This window comes from Paraburkholderia sp. (assembly GCF_028283785.1).
Taxonomy (GTDB): Bacteria; Pseudomonadota; Gammaproteobacteria; order Burkholderiales; family Burkholderiaceae; genus Paraburkholderia.
This window is the reverse complement of sequence record NZ_JAPWKB010000014.1, coordinates 241,896-258,757: the sequence shown is the minus strand read 5'-3', so window position 1 is coordinate 258,757 and position 16,862 is coordinate 241,896. Positions and strand designations below refer to the sequence as shown.

General features: G+C 63.8%; 14 protein-coding genes. 8 read left to right on the top strand and 6 right to left on the bottom strand.

Features of this window, described 5'->3' with window-relative positions:
* The first annotated feature begins 287 nt into the window (after positions 1-287).
* Positions 288-1,637 carry a glucarate dehydratase gene (gene gudD / locus PW947_RS17145; protein WP_299633536.1) on the top strand — a complete coding sequence of 450 codons (1,350 nt, stop codon included), beginning with the start codon at positions 288-290 and terminating at the stop codon, positions 1,635-1,637.
* Positions 1,638-1,707: 70 nt separating this feature from the next.
* Here the strand turns inward: gudD and PW947_RS17140 are convergent, their stop codons facing one another.
* Both PW947_RS17140 and PW947_RS17135 read right to left on the bottom strand, forming a co-directional pair.
* Positions 1,708-2,886, bottom strand: a complete 1,179-nt coding sequence (locus tag PW947_RS17140) for an MFS transporter (protein ID WP_299633535.1) — start codon at positions 2,884-2,886, stop codon at positions 1,708-1,710.
* Entirely contained in the window at positions 2,883-3,677 is a 795-nt protein-coding gene (locus PW947_RS17135) for a DeoR/GlpR family DNA-binding transcription regulator (RefSeq protein ID WP_299633534.1), read from the bottom strand. Before PW947_RS17135 ends, PW947_RS17140 begins: the two co-directional genes overlap by 4 nt.
* A 415-nt stretch (positions 3,678-4,092) precedes the next feature.
* On the opposite strand from PW947_RS17135, the gene PW947_RS17130 reads away from it, so the two are divergent.
* The 3 genes from PW947_RS17130 to PW947_RS17120 are packed head-to-tail and all read left to right on the top strand — an operon-like array spanning position 4,093 to position 6,963.
* Positions 4,093-5,427: an MFS transporter gene (locus PW947_RS17130; RefSeq protein ID WP_299633533.1), complete on the top strand. Its 1,335-nt coding sequence runs from the start codon at positions 4,093-4,095 to the stop codon at positions 5,425-5,427.
* A 43-nt stretch (positions 5,428-5,470) separates the two neighbouring features.
* Positions 5,471-6,019, top strand: coding sequence for an MOSC domain-containing protein (locus PW947_RS17125; RefSeq protein ID WP_299633532.1), 549 nt, complete (start codon positions 5,471-5,473; stop codon positions 6,017-6,019).
* Complete coding sequence (locus PW947_RS17120; protein ID WP_299633531.1) at positions 6,016-6,963, top strand: PDR/VanB family oxidoreductase; 948 nt, start codon at positions 6,016-6,018, stop codon at positions 6,961-6,963. The genes PW947_RS17125 and PW947_RS17120 overlap by 4 nt, the downstream gene beginning before the upstream one ends.
* 16 nt (positions 6,964-6,979) lie before the next feature.
* On the opposite strand, the gene PW947_RS17115 is transcribed toward PW947_RS17120, so the two are convergent.
* From PW947_RS17115 to PW947_RS17100, 4 genes are all read right to left on the bottom strand, one after another.
* On the bottom strand, positions 6,980-7,639 hold the full coding sequence (locus tag PW947_RS17115) for an XRE family transcriptional regulator (RefSeq protein ID WP_299633688.1): 660 nt from the start codon (positions 7,637-7,639) through the stop codon (positions 6,980-6,982).
* Between the two features lie 118 nt (positions 7,640-7,757).
* Positions 7,758-8,540, bottom strand: a complete 783-nt coding sequence (locus tag PW947_RS17110) for an aldolase (protein ID WP_299633530.1) — start codon at positions 8,538-8,540, stop codon at positions 7,758-7,760.
* 103 nt (positions 8,541-8,643) lie between these two features.
* On the bottom strand, positions 8,644-9,768 hold the full coding sequence (locus tag PW947_RS17105; protein ID WP_299633529.1) for an aldose epimerase family protein: 1,125 nt from the start codon (positions 9,766-9,768) through the stop codon (positions 8,644-8,646).
* Between the two features lie 69 nt (positions 9,769-9,837).
* A complete protein-coding gene (locus PW947_RS17100) occupies positions 9,838-11,046 on the bottom strand; it encodes a DNA-binding transcriptional regulator (protein ID WP_299633528.1) in 1,209 nt (402 codons plus the stop codon).
* 312 nt (positions 11,047-11,358) lie between these two features.
* On the opposite strand from PW947_RS17100, the gene xylA reads away from it, so the two are divergent.
* The 4 genes from xylA to PW947_RS17080 all read left to right on the top strand — a co-directional run bounded on the left by xylA (position 11,359) and on the right by PW947_RS17080 (position 16,815).
* The gene (xylA, locus tag PW947_RS17095; protein WP_299633527.1) at positions 11,359-12,675 is read left to right on the top strand and encodes a xylose isomerase; all 1,317 of its coding nucleotides are present in this window, start codon (positions 11,359-11,361) and stop codon (positions 12,673-12,675) included.
* Positions 12,676-12,965: 290 nt separating this feature from the next.
* Entirely contained in the window at positions 12,966-13,994 is a 1,029-nt protein-coding gene (gene xylF / locus PW947_RS17090) for a D-xylose ABC transporter substrate-binding protein (RefSeq protein WP_299633526.1), read from the top strand.
* Positions 13,995-14,068: 74 nt separating this feature from the next.
* The gene (gene xylG, locus PW947_RS17085; protein WP_299633525.1) at positions 14,069-15,622 is read left to right on the top strand and encodes a D-xylose ABC transporter ATP-binding protein; all 1,554 of its coding nucleotides are present in this window, start codon (positions 14,069-14,071) and stop codon (positions 15,620-15,622) included.
* Positions 15,619-16,815 carry a sugar ABC transporter permease gene (locus PW947_RS17080; RefSeq protein WP_299633524.1) on the top strand — a complete coding sequence of 399 codons (1,197 nt, stop codon included), beginning with the start codon at positions 15,619-15,621 and terminating at the stop codon, positions 16,813-16,815. The genes xylG and PW947_RS17080 overlap by 4 nt, the downstream gene beginning before the upstream one ends.
* Positions 16,816-16,862 lie beyond the last annotated feature (47 nt).

Below are 16,862 nucleotides of genomic sequence, written 5' to 3'. Positions count from 1 at the left end.
TCGCGACGACGCACGTTCGTGCGATGTCGGACATGTTTATGTTGTCCGACATCCTGACTCAAAACCCTTTGACCAACCAATTCTGCAAGCTTACCAAGCCTAACAGGACTGACATGTTGCGGGTAAACACCGCTTCGGGGTGATCCCGATAAAAACGTACACTGTCATCAGACAACCTACCTTGTGCGCCGACCGCGGCTACCACGAGTCGCATTTGCCGCTGGTCGAATCGAGCGACGAGTAAAAGACACGCTTTCCGAATCTACAACCTGTCAGGTCGAACTCTCATGTCACTGAATCCTACCCAATCGAACGCCACGCCGACCGTCACCGAACTGCGCGTGGTGCCGGTCGCCGGTCGCGACAGCATGTTGATGAATCTCAGCGGCGCGCACGGCCCGTTCTTCACGCGCAACATCGTGATCCTGAAGGACAGCGCGGGGAACACGGGCGTCGGTGAAGTGCCGGGCGGCGAAAATATCCGCAAGACGATCGACGATGCGCGCGCGCTCGTGGTCGGTCAAAGCATCGGCAATCTGCAAGCGGTGCTGAATCGGGCGCGCACGCAATTCGCCGACCGCGATGCAGGCGGACGCGGCTTGCAAACCTTCGATCTGCGCACGACGATTCACGCGGTCACCGCGCTCGAAGCCGCACTGCTCGATCTGCTCGGCCAGCATCTCGGCGTGCCGGTCGCGGCACTGCTCGGCGAAGGCCAGCAACGCGACGAAGTCGAGATGCTCGGTTACCTGTTTTATATCGGCGACCGTCACCGGACCGACCTGCCGTACGCCAGCGGCGCGGACGGTCGCGACGACTGGGAACGTCTGCGCACCGAAGTCGCGATGACGCCCGACGCGATCGTGCGGCTCGCGCAGGCGGCCAAGGCGCGCTACGGTTTCAACGACTTCAAGCTGAAAGGCGGCGTACTGAGCGGCGACGCCGAAATCGAAGCGGTCACGGCGCTTGCCGAACAGTTCCCGGACGCGCGTGTGACGCTCGACCCGAACGGCGCGTGGTCGTTGAAAGAAGCCGTGCGTTTGTGCCGCGACCAGCACGACGTCCTCGCGTATGCGGAAGATCCGTGCGGCGCGGAAAACGGCTATTCGGGCCGCGAAGTGATGGCCGAATTCCGTCGCGCGACGGGATTGCCGACCGCCACCAACATGATCGCTACCGACTGGCGTCAGATGGGTCACGCGATCCAGTTGCAGTCGGTGGATATTCCGCTAGCCGATCCGCATTTCTGGACCATGCAAGGCTCGGTTCGGGTTGCGCAGATGTGTAACGACTGGGGGCTCACGTGGGGCTCGCACTCGAACAATCACTTCGACGTGTCGCTCGCGATGTTCACGCATGTCGCGGCGGCCGCGCCCGGCAAGATCACCGCGATCGATACGCACTGGATCTGGCAGGACGGTCAGCGTCTGACGCGAGAACCGCTGCAGATCGTCGGCGGCAAGGTGAAGGTGCCGCAGAAGTCGGGCCTGGGTGTCGAACTGGATATGGACCAACTCGAAAATGCCCATGCGCTGTATCAGCAGCACGGCCTCGGCGCGCGTGACGACGGCGTGGCGATGCAATATCTGATTCCGGACTGGACCTTCGATAACAAGCGGCCTTGTCTGGTGCGTTGAAGCGCACACGCCGGCCGGCGCGCGTCGAACCCCACCGGTTCGACGCGCGCGGTCGCTACTGCGCGCGCTGTCAGTTCACGACCGCCGCCTGTTTGCCGCGAACCTGACCGACCGCCCTACCGCCGACCACGCAGACCACCAGCGCGGCAATCGCCAGCACGCACAACGCCGCGCGCAAGCCGACCAGACCCGCGCCGAAGCCGATCAGCGGCGGCCCGATGAGGAAACCGGCATAACCGGCCGTCGCGGCCATCGAGACACCCACTGCGGGTGTCGGCGTCGAACGGCCGGCCGCGCTGAAGATCACCGGCACCACGTTCGCGAGTCCCACGCCGACCAGCGCAAATCCGGCGCATGCCGTCACGACGTTCGGCCACAGCAACACCAGCGCGAGACCGGTCGCGGCAATCGCGCCGCCGAGCGCCACCACGCGGTTCGAGCCGAAGCGCCGCACCGACAGATCGCCGACGATCCGGCACGCCGCCATCGACAACGCGAACGACGAATAGCCGAGCGCCGCGATGCTCGCATCGCCGTCGAGTTGCGAGCGCAGAAACACCGCGCTCCAGTCGGCCACCGCGCCTTCGACCATCATGCACAGGAACGCGAGCCCGGCCAGCTTCATCACCGCCGCCGACGGCCACGCGAACGCGCCCGATCCGCCCGCCTCGTCCGGCTTATGCGCGGCACGCGGTCCGACATCGCGCAACGCCAGCAGCGCCGCGCCGACGATCAGCAGCGCGATCAACGCGTCCGGCAACAGCAGCCCGCCTTCGACACCGAATCCCGCGCGCTGGATCATCGCGCCCGACGCCGCGCCGAGCAATCCGCCCGCGCTCCACGCCGCATGAAACGACGACATGATCGGCGACGGCCAATGCGCTTCGATAGCGCTCGCATGCCCGTTCATCGACACATCGAGCGCGCCGTTCGCCGCGCCCAGCATCAGCAGCACCGCGCATAACGACGCAAAGCCCGGCGCAAAAGCGGGCAACGGCAACGCAATCACGAACAGCACGCCGAGCAGCGCCGTCACGCGACCGCTGCCGAAGCGCGGCGCGAGCCGTCCGGCCAACGGCATCGCGACGATGGCACCGAGCGCGAACGCGAACAGCGCGATGCCCAGCGCGGCGTCGCTCAACGCGAGACTTTCCTTGATGCGCGGCACTTCGACCGCCCACGCGCCGATCCCGAAACCGTTCGCGAGGAACACCGCGAGCGTCGCATAACGTTCTTTGACGGGTTTCATGAGGCGGCCACCAACACGGTGTCGCACACGCGTTGAAGTCCGGCGAGGCGGTCGGCGGACAGATCGGCTTCGACGATCAGATAGTCGATCTCCGTGGCGGGCGCAACGATAAAAGGCGCCGATGTCATCAGCTTTTCCGACGTCATCGCGATCGCGACGAGGCCGCTCGCCTTGATCATCGCGCGTTTGAGTTCGGCGTCTTCGGCGTCGAACGCGGCAATGCCTTCGACCGGATCGAGCGCGCACGCGCCGAGAAAACAGAGATCGGCCTTCAGTTGCTGAACCTGAAGCAAGGCCGTCGCGCCCATCGATCCGCCGACCTGCCGCCCGACCCGTCCGCCGATCAGCATGACGTCGAAGCCCGGCCGGTCCATCAGCTGCACGCACGCTTGCGGCGACGACGTCACGACCGTCAGGTTCGCGTTGTCGGGCAACGCGGCGGCAATCGCGACATTGGTGGTGCCCGCGTCGAGCAGGATCACCTGCCCCGGCCGCACGATCGACACCGCCAGCTCGGCCAGAGAGGCCTTTCGCTCGACGCTTTCGCGCATCCGCGTGGCCGCGGGCTGGTCGGCAGGCGACGTCAGCAGCGCGCCGCCGTAGACGCGTTTGCAATGCCCGGCATCGGCGAGATCGCGCAAATGGCGACGCACGGTGTGCTCGGACGTGTTCAGCTCCACGGCAAGTTCAGACGCCAGCACGCGCCCCTGCGTGCGCAGCCGTTCCAGAATCCGCTGCGCCCGTTCGTCGGGCAACAACCCTTCCACCGCATCCTGTCGCGTTCGCTGCATGTCTCCACCTGCTCGCCGGTTGAAAGTCGCAAACATATCATAACCGAGCATAAACAATCACAAACGATCAAACTGCATTCGCCGCCAAGTTCTGGCGTCTCCACAATAGTGGAATTTATGTGACGGACTGGTGCGATGAGGCGCGGCGGTGCATCGATGCACAAAAAAGCGCCCGCGCAATGCGCGCCACATTGGCGATGCCGCACTCGCCATCCATCGCGACGCCCGCCGCACGCACCGAATCTCAACCGTGAACCGATCCCGGAAACTCGCCGCAGACCCTTTGTTTATGCCGTCTACACCCATTCGGACGGGGCGATTTCGCGCGCCGCTATGTCGATCCGGATATAACGAATGGCATGGACGTTGCTCTACTTTAAGAGAATCTTCTCTACCATCGTTACAGGGAGCAACCATGAGTCAAGTCACCGCCGACACGCCGGCCGCTGTTGCGGAACCGGCGTCGTCCCAACACCTGCGCGATGAGCGGCGGCGTGTATTGATCGCCAGCGTGATCGGATCCGTATTCGAGTGGTACGACTTCGTCGTGTACGGCATCGCGTCGGCGCTGGTGTTCAACAAGCTGTTTTTCCCCGCGACCAATCCGCTGGTCGGCACGATCGCGGCATTCGGCACCTATGCGGTCGGCTACGTTGCGCGGCCGCTGGGCGGCGTGGTGTTCGGCCATTTCGGCGACCGGCTCGGGCGCAAGGCGATGCTGTCGCTGACGCTTGCAATCATGGGCGTCGGCACCTTCCTGATCGGTTGTCTGCCGACTTTCGCGCAGATCGGTTTGTGGGCGCCCGCGCTGCTGATCGTGCTGCGTTTCACGCAAGGCCTGGGGATCGGCGGTGAATGGGGCGGCTCGATCCTGATGGCGGTCGAACATGCGCCGGCGAACCGTCGCGGGCTGTTCGGCAGTCTGGTGCAACTCGGTTATCCGATCGGCGTGATCGTCTCGACCAGCGTGTTCTCGATGATGGCGTGGTTGCCGCAGTCGGACTTCCTGAGCTGGGGCTGGCGTCTGCCGTTTCTGATCAGCATCCTGTTCGCGGCCGCGGGCATCATGATCCGGATGCGCGTCGCCGAAAGCCCGGCTTTCGAACGGGTCGCGCAACCGGAGACGCTGGCGAAGGTGCCGTTCTTCGAGATTCTCTCGAACCATCGACGGACGTTTCTGCTGGCGGTCGGCCTGAAGATTTCGGAGATCGCGTGGGTCAGCGTCGCAACCATCGTGACGATCAGTTACGTGACGATCCATCTCGGTTTGCCGAAGAGCGTGATCCTGCACGGCTTGCTGTGGGCCGCCGCGCTCGAACTGGTGACGATTCCGCTATTCGGCTGGCTGTCCGATCTCTACGGCCGACGCACGATGTTTTTCGCCGGATGCATCTTCTCGATCCTGTTCGCGTTCCCGATGTTCGCTCTGCTCGACACCCGCGACCCGACCACGATCGCGCTGACCATCGCGTTCGCCGTCAGTCTCGGACAAGGGATCATGTTCGGTCCCGAAGCCGCGTGGATGTCGGAACTGTTCCAGACGCGTCTGCGCTATAGCGGCGCATCGCTCGGCTTCCAGCTGGGCGGCGCGATCTCCGGCGGCCTGACGCCGCTGGTCGCCGCGTTGCTGATGAACTGGGCCGGCGGCGCGACGTGGCCGGTGTCGTGCCTGCTGATCTGCACTGCCTGCATCACGCTGTTCGCCGCGTGGCACGCACCGGAAACCGCGCGCGCGCCGCTGCAATCGTGACCCGGCGTCCCTGTCGACATTCTCTTTCCAGTCGGGCTTTGCGATGAATACCGAAACCTTGCCGCCTTCTTCCACCCAATCCGCCGACACAGCCTGGCGCGGCCGTGTCGAACATCTGCATCTGTGTCCCCGCGCCTTTCTCCCGATGCGCGGCTTTACCGAAATCGAACTGCTCGCGGGCAAAGGCATCGTCGGCGACCGCTATATGAACGCGAGCGGCTTCTACTCGCACAAGCCGGAAGAAGGCCGCCAGGTGACGCTGTTCGAAGTCGAGGCGCTCGACGCGATCTACGCCGAATCCGGTATCCGCTTCGGTCCCGAAGAGCATCGGCGCAACGTGACCGTGCGCGGCGTGCCGCTCAATTCGCTGGTCGGCAAACGCTTCTGGCTGGGCAGTACGTTGCTCGAAGCGACGCGTCTGTCGGTGCCCTGCCGCCATATCGAGGAAGTCACCGGCAAGCCGGTATTCGATGCGATGCTCGGGCGTTCCGGACTGAATTGCCGGATTCTGACGGGTGGCATCGTGCGGATCGGCGACCCGCTGTTTCCTGCGGACGCATCCCACGACGACGCGAACCGGGACGCAGCATGATGAAAGCGATCCGTACCGTCACGACCCAGGTTCGCCGGATCGAAGCCGCCGGCGACGACATCATGCTGCTCGATCTGGCCGATCCCGACGACTGGGAATTGCCGCCGTTCGACGCGGGCAACCATATCGACCTGCATCTGCCGAACGGCCTCGTGCGCAGCTATTCGCTGTGCGGCGCGCGGACCGACTCGCGGCGATACCAGGTGGCGATCAAACGGGAAGAAACAGGACGCGGCGGCTCGATTGCCGCGCATGCGCTGCGGCCCGGCGATACGGTGCCGGTGTCGTTGCCGCGCGGCACCTTCCGCGTCGCCGCCGATGCGCGCGAGCATCTGTTTATCGCGGGCGGCATCGGCATCACGCCGTTCGTCGCGATGGCCGCGCAACTGGGTCCGGACGTGCCGTTCTCGCTGCACGTGCTGCATCGGGGCGCGCCGCCGCTCGCCGCGTTGTGCGAAGCGATGTTGCCGCGCGAGCACGTGCACTATCACCGTTCCGGCGACGGCCGGCCTCGTGTCGATCTCGCGGCGCTGATCGGTCCGTTTCACGCCGGACGGCACGTCTATTGTTGCGGGCCGGATGCGTTGATGGACGCGGTTGCCGATCTCACGCGAGACTGGCCCGACGGCCATGTGCATATCGAGCATTTCGTGCCGCCCGAACGTCCGCTCGATCCCGACGCGAAGCCGTATCAGGTGACGCTGAGCGTGTCGAACAAAAGCTTCGACGTGCTGCCGAACGCGAGCCTGCTCGACACCTTGCGGCAACACGACATCGAAGTGGACGCCGCGTGCGAAGGCGGCATTTGCGGCGCGTGCCGCGTCAGGTGGATCGACGGACAACCGGTGCACCACGACCGCGTGCTCACCGACGCGGAACGCGAACGTGAAGTGATCGTGTGCGTCAGCGGATGTGCGTCGGCGAGACTCGTGCTGGCGTTGTGATGCGCGGCCGGTCGCGCTAGCTGCGCACCGGGTTGATGATGATCAGATATTTGCAGACGCTGCGCCCTTCGTTTTCGAAACGATGCGGCGCGTCGGCGCGGTAATACAGCGAATCCGACGCGTTGAGCACGGTGCGCGTTTCGCCGATCGTCACCGCCAGCGAACCCGACAACACGTACACGTATTCTTCGACCGGCAACGTGTGCGCGACGAGCGGTCCGGTATCGGACTTCGGCGGCATTTCCGCCATCACGAAGTCGAGCCCGCGACCGGGCAGAATGGGGGAAAGCACGCGCCGGGAGAAGCCCGTATCGGGATCGACCAGCACCATCTGCTGTTCATGGCGCATCACGACGACGTCATGCTGGCGCACTTCCTGGCCGAGCAGACGCGCGACGGTCGTGTCGAGCGCATCGACCAGCTTGGAGAGAATCGACGTAGACGGCGACGACTGCGCGCGTTCGATCTTCGAGATCATCGCGCGGCTGACGCCCGACGCGTTGGCTAGGTCGTCGAGCGACATGCCCTTGGTCTTGCGTTGCCGCCGCAACTCGTCGCCGAGCGCGGCGTTGGTCGACGAAGCAGCGTCGACCGGCGCATCGGCCGCGTCGGAAGGGTCGTGGGCGGCGGTTTCGTCGCTGGCGTTGCGCGTCGGCAAGCCGGTTTTGCCTTTCATCTCTGTCAAATTCGCGTTCGTTTGAATGCCGTGATTCTATAGCGTTACGAATGCGCCGCGTTTGATCGAGCTTCGGCGGTCAACACGTTTTCACGCGGCGCACGCGCGCCGCCGTCGCTTATCCGGCGAGGCAATCCGGATGGTTGCGCAACGCGCGGCGCGCGTAGTACGCGAACGTGACCATGTCGCGTTTGACGGTGGACACCCAGTCGTGCGCTTCGACGGCCAGCGCCTGCGGCAACGGCTTGATGGTGCCCGCCGACATCGCCAGCAATTGCAACCGCGCCGCGCGTTCCATCAGCAGCGCCAGCATGCACGCTTCCTCGATGCTTTTGCCGACCACCAGTTGACCGTGATGCGCAAGCAGGATCGCGCGCTTGTCGCCCAACGCCGACGAGATGATCTCGCCCTCTTCGTTACCGACCGGAATGCCCGGCCACTTTTCGAGGAACGCGCAGTCTTCGAACAGCGGACTCGTATCCATGTGCGAGACGGCCAGCGGCACTTCGAGCATCGACAGCGCTGAGATGTACGGCGGATGCGTGTGGATGATGCAATTGATCTCGGGACGCGCGCGGTAAATCCACGTATGAAAACGGTTCGCCGGATTCGGAATGCCTTCGCCGGATACCAGTTGCAAGTCTTCGTTCACCTTGATCAGATTCGACGGCGAAATCTCGTCGAAACCCAGTCCAAGGCGCTGCGTGTAGAACGTGCCGCTTTCGGCGCGCGCGGTGATCTGCCCTGCCAGGCCGGAATCGTGACCGCCGTCGAACAGGATCCGGCATGTCAACGCCAGTTTGTCGGACATGCTCCAGTCGCCCTCGCGCACGTCGGCGTCGAGCCGTCGCTCGGCGAGCGCGATCAGATCTTTCTTGGACATTTCAAGCGTTTCAGCCATGACATCGATCCCTTATTGAATCCACTAAAAGTAGAATTACCTCTACTTTATGAGATCAATAAGGCGGTGTAAAGCGCGGTTTCGCGTCACACCGCTCCGCCCGTCAGCGCACGCCCAGACGGTAGCGCGTGCGTTGCCGGTACACGCCGCCGGGTCGAAGCACCACGCTTTCGGCGTCGGCCATGTTGATCTGATCGGGGAAGGCGCCGGTCTCGACGCACAGCGCGGCGTGTTTGCGATACGTGCGCCCGTTGCGTCCGCCGACGCCGTCGAGTTGATTGCCGGTATAGAACTGCATGCCGGGCGCGTCGGTGGCGACGGTCAGCTCGCGGCCGCTGGCCGGATCGTAGAGGACCGCTGCCCGGCGCACCGCGCCGTCTGCATCGCCGCGCAACACGAAACAGTGATCGAAGCCGCCCGCCCGCGCGAGTTGCACGTCCGGCCAGTCGAGCCGCGCGCCGATCGGTGCGCCGGCGCGAAAGTCGAACGCGTTGCCCGCGACGTCCGCGCGCGCGACGGGAATCAGCGCGTCGTCGACTTCGAAAAACGCGTCGGCGTCGATCGCGATCACGTGGCCGCGGATGTCGGGCGGCTCAGCGGCTGTATCGCCGGACAGGTTGAAGTACGCGTGATTGGTCAGATTCACCGGCGTCGGCGCATCCGATTGCGCTTCGTAATCGAGCGTCAGCATGCCGTCGTCGTCGAGCGAAAAACGCACGGCGACACTCAGCGCGCCGGGAAAACCCGCATCGCCTTCCGGCGATTCGTGCGTCATCAGCAATCCGCCGTCCGCTTCGCGCGCATGCCACAGCGCACGATGAAAACCCGTCGCGCCGCCATGAAGATGATTCGCGCCTTCGTTGCGGTCGAGCGAGTAGCTGAGCCCGTCGAGCGTGAAGCGCGCGTTCGCGATCCGGTTCGCCCAGCGCCCGATCGTGCCGCCCATGTAGGCGCGCGACGCGAGATAGTCGGCGGGCGTGGTTTGACCGAGCAGCACATCGGCGATCCGTCCCGCGCGATCCGGCGCATGCCACGACACCAGCGTCGCGCCGAGATCGCTGATCGCGACGCGCATCCCATGCGCGTTGCGCAGCGTGAACAGACGCACCGCGTCGCCGCCGGGCAAGCTGCCCCAGCTTTCGACGGCAATACGCGGATTCGAAGCGTGAGCGGCCGCGTCGTCGGCGGCGTGGCGATGGCTATCGGTATCGGTGGCGGCGAGGTTCATTGGACGGACTCGAAAGGCTGGGATGGCTCGGAAAGCGTGCGGCACGACATCGACGCGTACAGCGTCGCGTCATCCGGGTTGCGGCGTCTCTTTGTCTCGCAGACGCTCCTGAAACTCGCGCGGCGTGCAGTCGAGTTCCCGACGAAACACCGCGTACATGTATTGCAACGACGTGAAGCCGCACCGGATCGCCACCTCCGCGCTCGACAGATCGTGTCGCGCAAGCAGTTGCCTCGCGATATCGAGTTTGTGATTGAGGATTTCCTGATGCACGGTGTAGCCGAGTTCGCGGCGGAAATGATCTTCCAGCGACGAACGCGACACGCCGACATAATCCGCGACCTGTTCGGTCTTGATACCCTGGCATCCGTATTGACGGATGAAGTGCCGCGCCCGCATCACGTACGGGCTCGACACCGGCTGATGCCGCGTCGACTCGAGCACGTTGATGCCGACCGGCGGCACGAGAATGCGGCGTCCGGCGAAGCGCGCGCCGCCCAGCATCTGATGCAGCAGATGCGCGGCCGTGCGGCCCATTTCTTCCGTGCCCTGAATCACCGACGACAGCGGAATGCGCGTCAGCGAACGCGTCAACGGATCGTTGTCGATGCCGATGATCGCCACTTCTTCCGGCACCGCGATGCCTGAAATCAGGCACGCCTGCAGCAGATGCCGCGCGCGGGCATCGGTGACGGCAATCACGCCGACCGGCTTCGGCAAGCTCTGCAACCAGCTGGTCAGTTGCGCGCTGGCCTGATTCCAGACCGGCGCGCTGGTCGATAGACCGCGATGAATATCGGCGTCGAGCCCGTCGGCGGCAAGCAGATGCCGGAACGCATTTTCGCGCTCTTGCGCCCACCGGTTTTCCGGCGATTCCGGCAAGCTGTACAACGCAAAACGCTGCAAGCCCGCGCCGATCAGATGCGTGTAAGCGAGCGATACCAGCTTCGCGTTATCCGTGGCGATATACGGCAAGCTCGCCGGATAGCGCGATACGTCCTCATACGACGAGCCGACCGCGACGACCGGCAACGGACAGTCGCTCAATGCTTCGCTGACGGCCGGGTCGTCGAAATCCGCGATGATTCCATCGCCTTCGAAGCGCTCGATGCCGTTCAGTCGCGCGCGAAAGTCTTCTTCGAGAAAGAGATCCCATGCGACGCGGGTCGACAGCAGATAGTTGCCGATGCCGGTGATGATCTCGCGGTCGTACACCTTGTTCGCGTTGAAAAGCAGCGCGATGCGGTGCGTTCGTTGAGCGGTTGGGTGTCGTGTCATCGACCTTTTTAAGCGAAGCGCAATGCCCCGCTGTCTCCGTTATGCGGCATCGGGCGCTTGCCGGATTCAGCCGGCACGCAATCGACACCTGTTCGCTGTTTTAAGCGTTTTGCTTATTCTAGGACGCGTGATGCGCGCCCTGCCAGCGCATTATCTCCGACAACAAGAATCACCATCGGCGGTGGCGGATTTCGCAATTGCCGCGACGCGGGGCAAGCTGGCAGCATGGCGTCACTTCATGGCCGCTATGCTGTTTGCGTTGCGACGCACCGCAACATCGCGCGGCTCACATTCGATAACAAGGAGACGCGCATGTCCCATCTCGAACATCTGCCCGCTGTCCGCTTCGAAGGCCGCGAGACGTCGAATCCGTTCGCGTATCGTCACTACGACCGCAACAAGCTCGTGCTCGGCAAACGCATGGAGGATCATCTGCGGCTGGCGGTCTGTTACTGGCACACGTTCGTGTGGCCCGGCGCGGACATGTTCGGCGCCGGCACGTTCAAGCGTGCGTGGCAGCAGAACGGCGACGCGCTCGAACTCGCGCACATGAAGGCCGATGCCGCGTTCGACCTGTTCACGAAGCTCGGCACGCCGTTCTACACGTTCCACGATACCGACGTCGCGCCCGAAGGCGACGGCATTCGCCACTATGTGAACAACTTCGCGAAGATGACCAACTATCTCGCGCGCAAACAGGACGACAGCGGCGTGCGCCTGTTATGGGGCACCGCGAACCTGTTTTCGAATCCGCGTTATGCGGCGGGCGCGGCGACCAACCCGAACCCCGACGTGTTCGCATTCGCCGCGACGCAGGTACGCGAAGCGCTTCAGGCTACCCAGCGGCTGGGCGGCGAAAACTACGTGCTGTGGGGCGGCCGCGAAGGCTACGAGACCCTGCTCAATACCGACCTCAAACGCGAACGCGAGCAGCTCGCGCGGTTTCTGTCGATGGTGGTCGAGCACAAGCACAAGATCGGTTTCAAGGGCGCGCTGCTGATCGAACCGAAACCGCAGGAACCGACCAAGCATCAATACGATTACGACGTCGCGACGGTTCACGGCTTCCTCACGCAGTTCGGCTTGCAGAACGAAATCCGCGTGAACATCGAAGCGAATCACGCGACCCTTGCGGGTCATTCGTTTCACCATGAAATCGCCACGGCGATCGCGCTCGGCGTGTTCGGCAGCATCGACGCGAATCGCGGCGATCCGCAAAACGGCTGGGACACCGACCAGTTCCCGAACAGTGTCGAGGAACTGACGCTGGCGTTCTACGAGATTCTGCGCGGCGGCGGCTTCACGACCGGCGGGATGAACTTCGATGCGAAGGTGCGTCGGCAGAGCATCGACGCGGAAGATTTGCTGCACGGCCACATCGGCGCCATCGACGTGATCGCGGTGGCGCTGGAACGCGCGGCATCGATGATCGAAAACGACCAGCTTGCCAGCCTCAAGACGCAGCGTTACGCGGGCTGGGACAGCGAGTTCGGGCGCAAGGTGCTGACGGGCGGCTATTCGCTCGACGCACTCGCGAGCGACGCCGTGGCGCGCGAGATCGCGCCGCAGCATGTCAGCGGTCAGCAGGAGCGTCTGGAGAACATCGTCAGCCGCGCGATCTATGGGTAAACGCGGGCGTATCCGGCATGCCGCGCGCGTCGCGAAGTGCGGCTGCCGGCCCGGCAAAAAACGTTAGGTCGGACGTTGAATTTCGCAATTGCGGCGCGCCCGGTCGCGGCCCACGCTTCTGCTGCAAACCGGGCATCCAGGTTTCGATAACGACGACTGCGGACACCGATCCGCGGCAGGCAAGCAGGCTTAAGCATCTACATAAGCAGGCCACAAGCAGGTTCGGCCGGCGTCCCACTTCTCTCGCGTATTCGGGATGTCACGGCCGCCAACCATACAAGGAGTGAGACATGAAATCGTTAATGCGCCGTACGGTGTTGAGTTCGCTCGTCTGTGGAGCGATGTTCGCAAGTCTGTCGATGGTCTCGACGCTTGCTCATGCCAGCAAGGACAAACCCGAAATTGGCTTCTGCATCGACGACTTGCGCGTCGAACGCTGGTCGCGCGATCGCGACTATTTCGTTGCTGCGGCGACGAAGCTCGGCGCTAAAGTGTCGGTGCAATCCGCCGACGCCAGCGAAGCACGTCAGATTTCGCAGATCGAAAATCTGATCTCGCGCGGGGTCGATGTGATCGTGATCGTGCCGTTCAATTCGAAGACGCTCGGCAACGTCGTCGCCGAAGCGCACAAGGCCGGCATCAAGGTCGTGTCGTACGACCGCCTGATTCTCGACGCCGACGTCGATGCGTACATCTCGTTCGATAACGAAAAGGTCGGCGAACTGCAGGCGCAAGGCGTGTTCAACGCACAGCCGAAGGGCAACTACTTCCTGCTCGGCGGCGCGCCCACCGACAACAACGCGAAGATGCTGCGCGAAGGCCAGATGAAAATCCTGAAGCCCGCGATCGATCGCGGCGACGTCAAGGTGGTCGGTCAGCAGTGGGTGCCCGAGTGGAGCGCGGCGACGGCGCTGCGCATCACCGAAGACGCACTGACCGCGAACAACAACAAGATCGACGCGATCGTCGCGTCGAACGACGGGACGGCAGGCGGCGCCATTCAGGCACTCGCCGCGCAGAAAATGGCCGGCAAGGTGCCGGTTTCCGGTCAGGACGCGGACCTCGCCGCGGTCAAACGGCTCGTTGCCGGCACGCAGACCATGACCGTCTACAAGCCGCTGAAACTGATCGCAGGCGAAGCGGCGCAACTCGCCGTCGATCTCGCGAAAGGCACGCAACCGAAGTTCAACGCGAAGTACGACAACGGCAAGAAACAGGTCGATACCGTGCTGCTGCAACCCACCTTGCTCACCAGGAGCAATGTCGATGTCGTGATCAAGGACGGGTTCTATACGCAGGCGCAACTGGCCGGAAACTAGAGAAAGCACGCACCCGTGGCGGACGCCGTGCAACGGCGTCCGCGTTTCTCTCCTCCTGGCCGGGACATTCAAGCATGGCACAAGCGCTTCTGGAGATGCGCGGCATCGTCAAGTCGTTTGCCGGCGTGAAGGCGCTCGACGGCATCGACCTGGCGGTCGCACCGGGCGAATGCGTGGGACTTTGCGGCGAAAACGGCGCGGGTAAATCCACGCTGATGAAAGTACTGTCGGGCGTGTATCCGCACGGCACGTGGGACGGCGAAATCCTGTGGGACGGTCAGCCGTTGCGCGCCGCGACGATTCGCGACACAGAGCGCGCCGGCATCGTCATCATTCACCAGGAACTGATGCTGGTGCCGCAGTTGTCGGTGGCGGAAAACATCTTTCTCGGCAACGAAATCACGTTGCCCGGCGGACGCATGAATTACGCGGCGATGTATCAGCGCGCCGCCGGATTGCTGCGCGAACTGAACATCGACGGCATCAACGTCGCCCAGCCGGTGATGAACTACGGCGGCGGTCATCAGCAGCTGATCGAAATCGCGAAGGCGCTGAACAAGCGCGCACGTTTACTGATTCTCGACGAACCGTCGTCGTCGCTGACGGCGGCCGAAATCAGGATTCTGCTCGACATCGTCCGCGATCTGAAACGGCGTGGAGTCGCGTGCGTGTACATCTCGCACAAGCTCGACGAGGTCGAAGCGGTCTGCGATACGGTGACGGTGATCCGCGACGGCAAACACGTCGCCACGCAGCCGATGCAAGGCACCAGCACCGACCGCATCATCGCGATGATGGTCGGACGCGAGATCACCAACCTGTTTCCGCGTGAGCCGCACACGATCGGCGACGTGATTTTCGAAGCGCGCAACGTCACGTGTTTCGACGTGACCAACGCCAGTCGCAAGCGCGTCGATAACGTGTCGTTCAAGCTGCACAAAGGCGAGATTCTCGGCGTGGCCGGACTGGTCGGCGCGGGACGCACGGAGTTGATGCAGGCGATCTTCGGCGCGTATCCGGGCATCAGCGAAGCCGAAGTGTGGATGAACGGCGCGCGCGTGAAAATCGGCACGCCCGCCGACGCGATTGCGGCGGGCATCGGCATGGTGCCGGAAGATCGCAAACGTCACGGCATCGTGCCGCAACTCGGCGTCGGGCAGAACATCACGCTCGCGGTGCTGGCGCGTTTCGCCAAAGGCGGCCGGATCGACACCGCCGCCGAACTCGACACGATCCACGCGGAGATGAAACGGCTGTCGGTGCGCGCCGCCCATCCGATGCTGTCGATTGCGAGCCTGTCGGGCGGCAATCAGCAAAAGGCCGTGTTGACGCGCATGTTGCTGACCGACCCCGCTGTGCTGATTCTCGACGAGCCGACGCGCGGCGTCGATGTCGGCGCGAAATTCGAAATCTACAAGCTGATGTTCGCGCTGGCCGCGCGCGGCGTGTCGATCATCGTCGTGTCGTCCGAACTGACGGAAGTGCTGGGCGTCAGCGACCGCGTGCTGGTGATCGGCGAAGGCCAACTACGCGGCGACTTCGCCAACGACGGCCTGACGCAGGAACATATTCTGACGGCCGCCCTCGGCGCCGACGTCACCCGATCAACCTCAGCGAGTGCAGCATGACGCCTGATCTCACCTCTTCCCAAAAGCCCGCCAACGGCGGCGCGCGCCATTCGTCCGGACAGCGCTTCAAGCAACTGTTCGGCCGTTACAAACTGCTGGCGCTGTTGCTGGCTGTCGCGGTCATCTGGATTTTCTTTTCGTTCCTGACAGAAGGCGCTTTCGTCACGCCGCGCAACCTGTCGAACCTGCTTCGGCAAATGTCGATCACCGGGATGCTCGCGTGCGGCATGGTGTTCGTGATCATTGCCGGAGAAATCGATCTGTCGGTCGGCTCGCTGCTCGGTCTGCTCGGCGGCGTCGCGGCGATTCTCGACGTCACGTATCACTGGCCGCTCGGCGCGACGCTGGCGGTCGTGCTGATGCTCGGCGTCGGGGTCGGCCTGTTCAACGGCTGGATCTCGACTTACCTGCGGGTGCCGTCGTTTATCGTCGGGCTGGGCGGGATGCTGGCGTATCGCGGCGTGCTGCTGGGCGTCACGGGCGGTTCGACGATCGCGCCGGTCTCCGACAATCTCGTGTTTATCGGGCAAGGCTATTTGCCGCGCGTCGCGGGCGATGCGCTCGCCGTCGTGCTGTTCGCGCTGCTGGCATTGTTGACGGTGCGCCAGCGCAAGAACCGTCAGCGTTACAGCCTGCCGGTCGTGCCGGTGTGGCAGGACGGCGTGAAAATCGCGGCGGCGGGCGCGATCCTGCTCGCGTTCGTTGCAACGCTCAACCGTTACGGCGGCATTCCGGTGCCGGTGTTGCTGCTGCTCGCGTTGCTCGGCGTGTTCACCTACATCGCGACCCAAACCGTATTCGGACGACGCATCTATGCAGTCGGCTCGAATCTCGAAGCGACGCGGCTGTCCGGCGTGAACACCAATCGCGTCAAGCTGGCGATCTTCGCGTTGATGGGCTTGATGTGCGCGTTCGGCGGCCTGATCAACACGGCGCGGCTCGCGGCGGGTTCGCCGTCGGCGGGATCGATGGGCGAACTCGACGCGATCGCGGCATGCTTTATCGGCGGCACGTCGATGCGCGGCGGATCGGGCACGGTCTACGGCGCGTTGATCGGCGCGCTCGTGATGGCCAGCCTCGACAACGGCATGTCGATGCTCGACGTCGATTCGTACTGGCAGATGATCGTCAAGGGCGGCATCCTCGTGCTCGCCGTGTGGATCGACGTGGTGTCGGGATCGAACCAGCGCTGAGTGAATGGATCGCGCAAACAAAAAAAGCCCGCCGGATGGCGGGCTTT

Excerpts from the sequence above, each read along its gene's own strand:
- gudD (WP_299633536.1), top strand. The coding sequence starts at position 288 with ATGTCACTGAATCCTACCCAATCGAACGCCACGCCGACCGTCACCGAA.
- PW947_RS17140 (WP_299633535.1), bottom strand. The coding sequence starts at position 2,886 with ATGAAACCCGTCAAAGAACGTTATGCGACGCTCGCGGTGTTCCTCGCG.
- PW947_RS17135 (WP_299633534.1), bottom strand. The coding sequence starts at position 3,677 with ATGCAGCGAACGCGACAGGATGCGGTGGAAGGGTTGTTGCCCGACGAA.
- PW947_RS17130 (WP_299633533.1), top strand. The coding sequence starts at position 4,093 with ATGAGTCAAGTCACCGCCGACACGCCGGCCGCTGTTGCGGAACCGGCG.
- PW947_RS17125 (WP_299633532.1), top strand. The coding sequence starts at position 5,471 with ATGAATACCGAAACCTTGCCGCCTTCTTCCACCCAATCCGCCGACACA.
- PW947_RS17120 (WP_299633531.1), top strand. The coding sequence starts at position 6,016 with ATGATGAAAGCGATCCGTACCGTCACGACCCAGGTTCGCCGGATCGAA.
- PW947_RS17115 (WP_299633688.1), bottom strand. The coding sequence starts at position 7,639 with ATGAAAGGCAAAACCGGCTTGCCGACGCGCAACGCCAGCGACGAAACC.
- PW947_RS17110 (WP_299633530.1), bottom strand. The coding sequence starts at position 8,540 with ATGGCTGAAACGCTTGAAATGTCCAAGAAAGATCTGATCGCGCTCGCC.
- PW947_RS17105 (WP_299633529.1), bottom strand. The coding sequence starts at position 9,768 with ATGAACCTCGCCGCCACCGATACCGATAGCCATCGCCACGCCGCCGAC.
- PW947_RS17100 (WP_299633528.1), bottom strand. The coding sequence starts at position 11,046 with ATGACACGACACCCAACCGCTCAACGAACGCACCGCATCGCGCTGCTT.
- xylA (WP_299633527.1), top strand. The coding sequence starts at position 11,359 with ATGTCCCATCTCGAACATCTGCCCGCTGTCCGCTTCGAAGGCCGCGAG.
- xylF (WP_299633526.1), top strand. The coding sequence starts at position 12,966 with ATGAAATCGTTAATGCGCCGTACGGTGTTGAGTTCGCTCGTCTGTGGA.
- xylG (WP_299633525.1), top strand. The coding sequence starts at position 14,069 with ATGGCACAAGCGCTTCTGGAGATGCGCGGCATCGTCAAGTCGTTTGCC.
- PW947_RS17080 (WP_299633524.1), top strand. The coding sequence starts at position 15,619 with ATGACGCCTGATCTCACCTCTTCCCAAAAGCCCGCCAACGGCGGCGCG.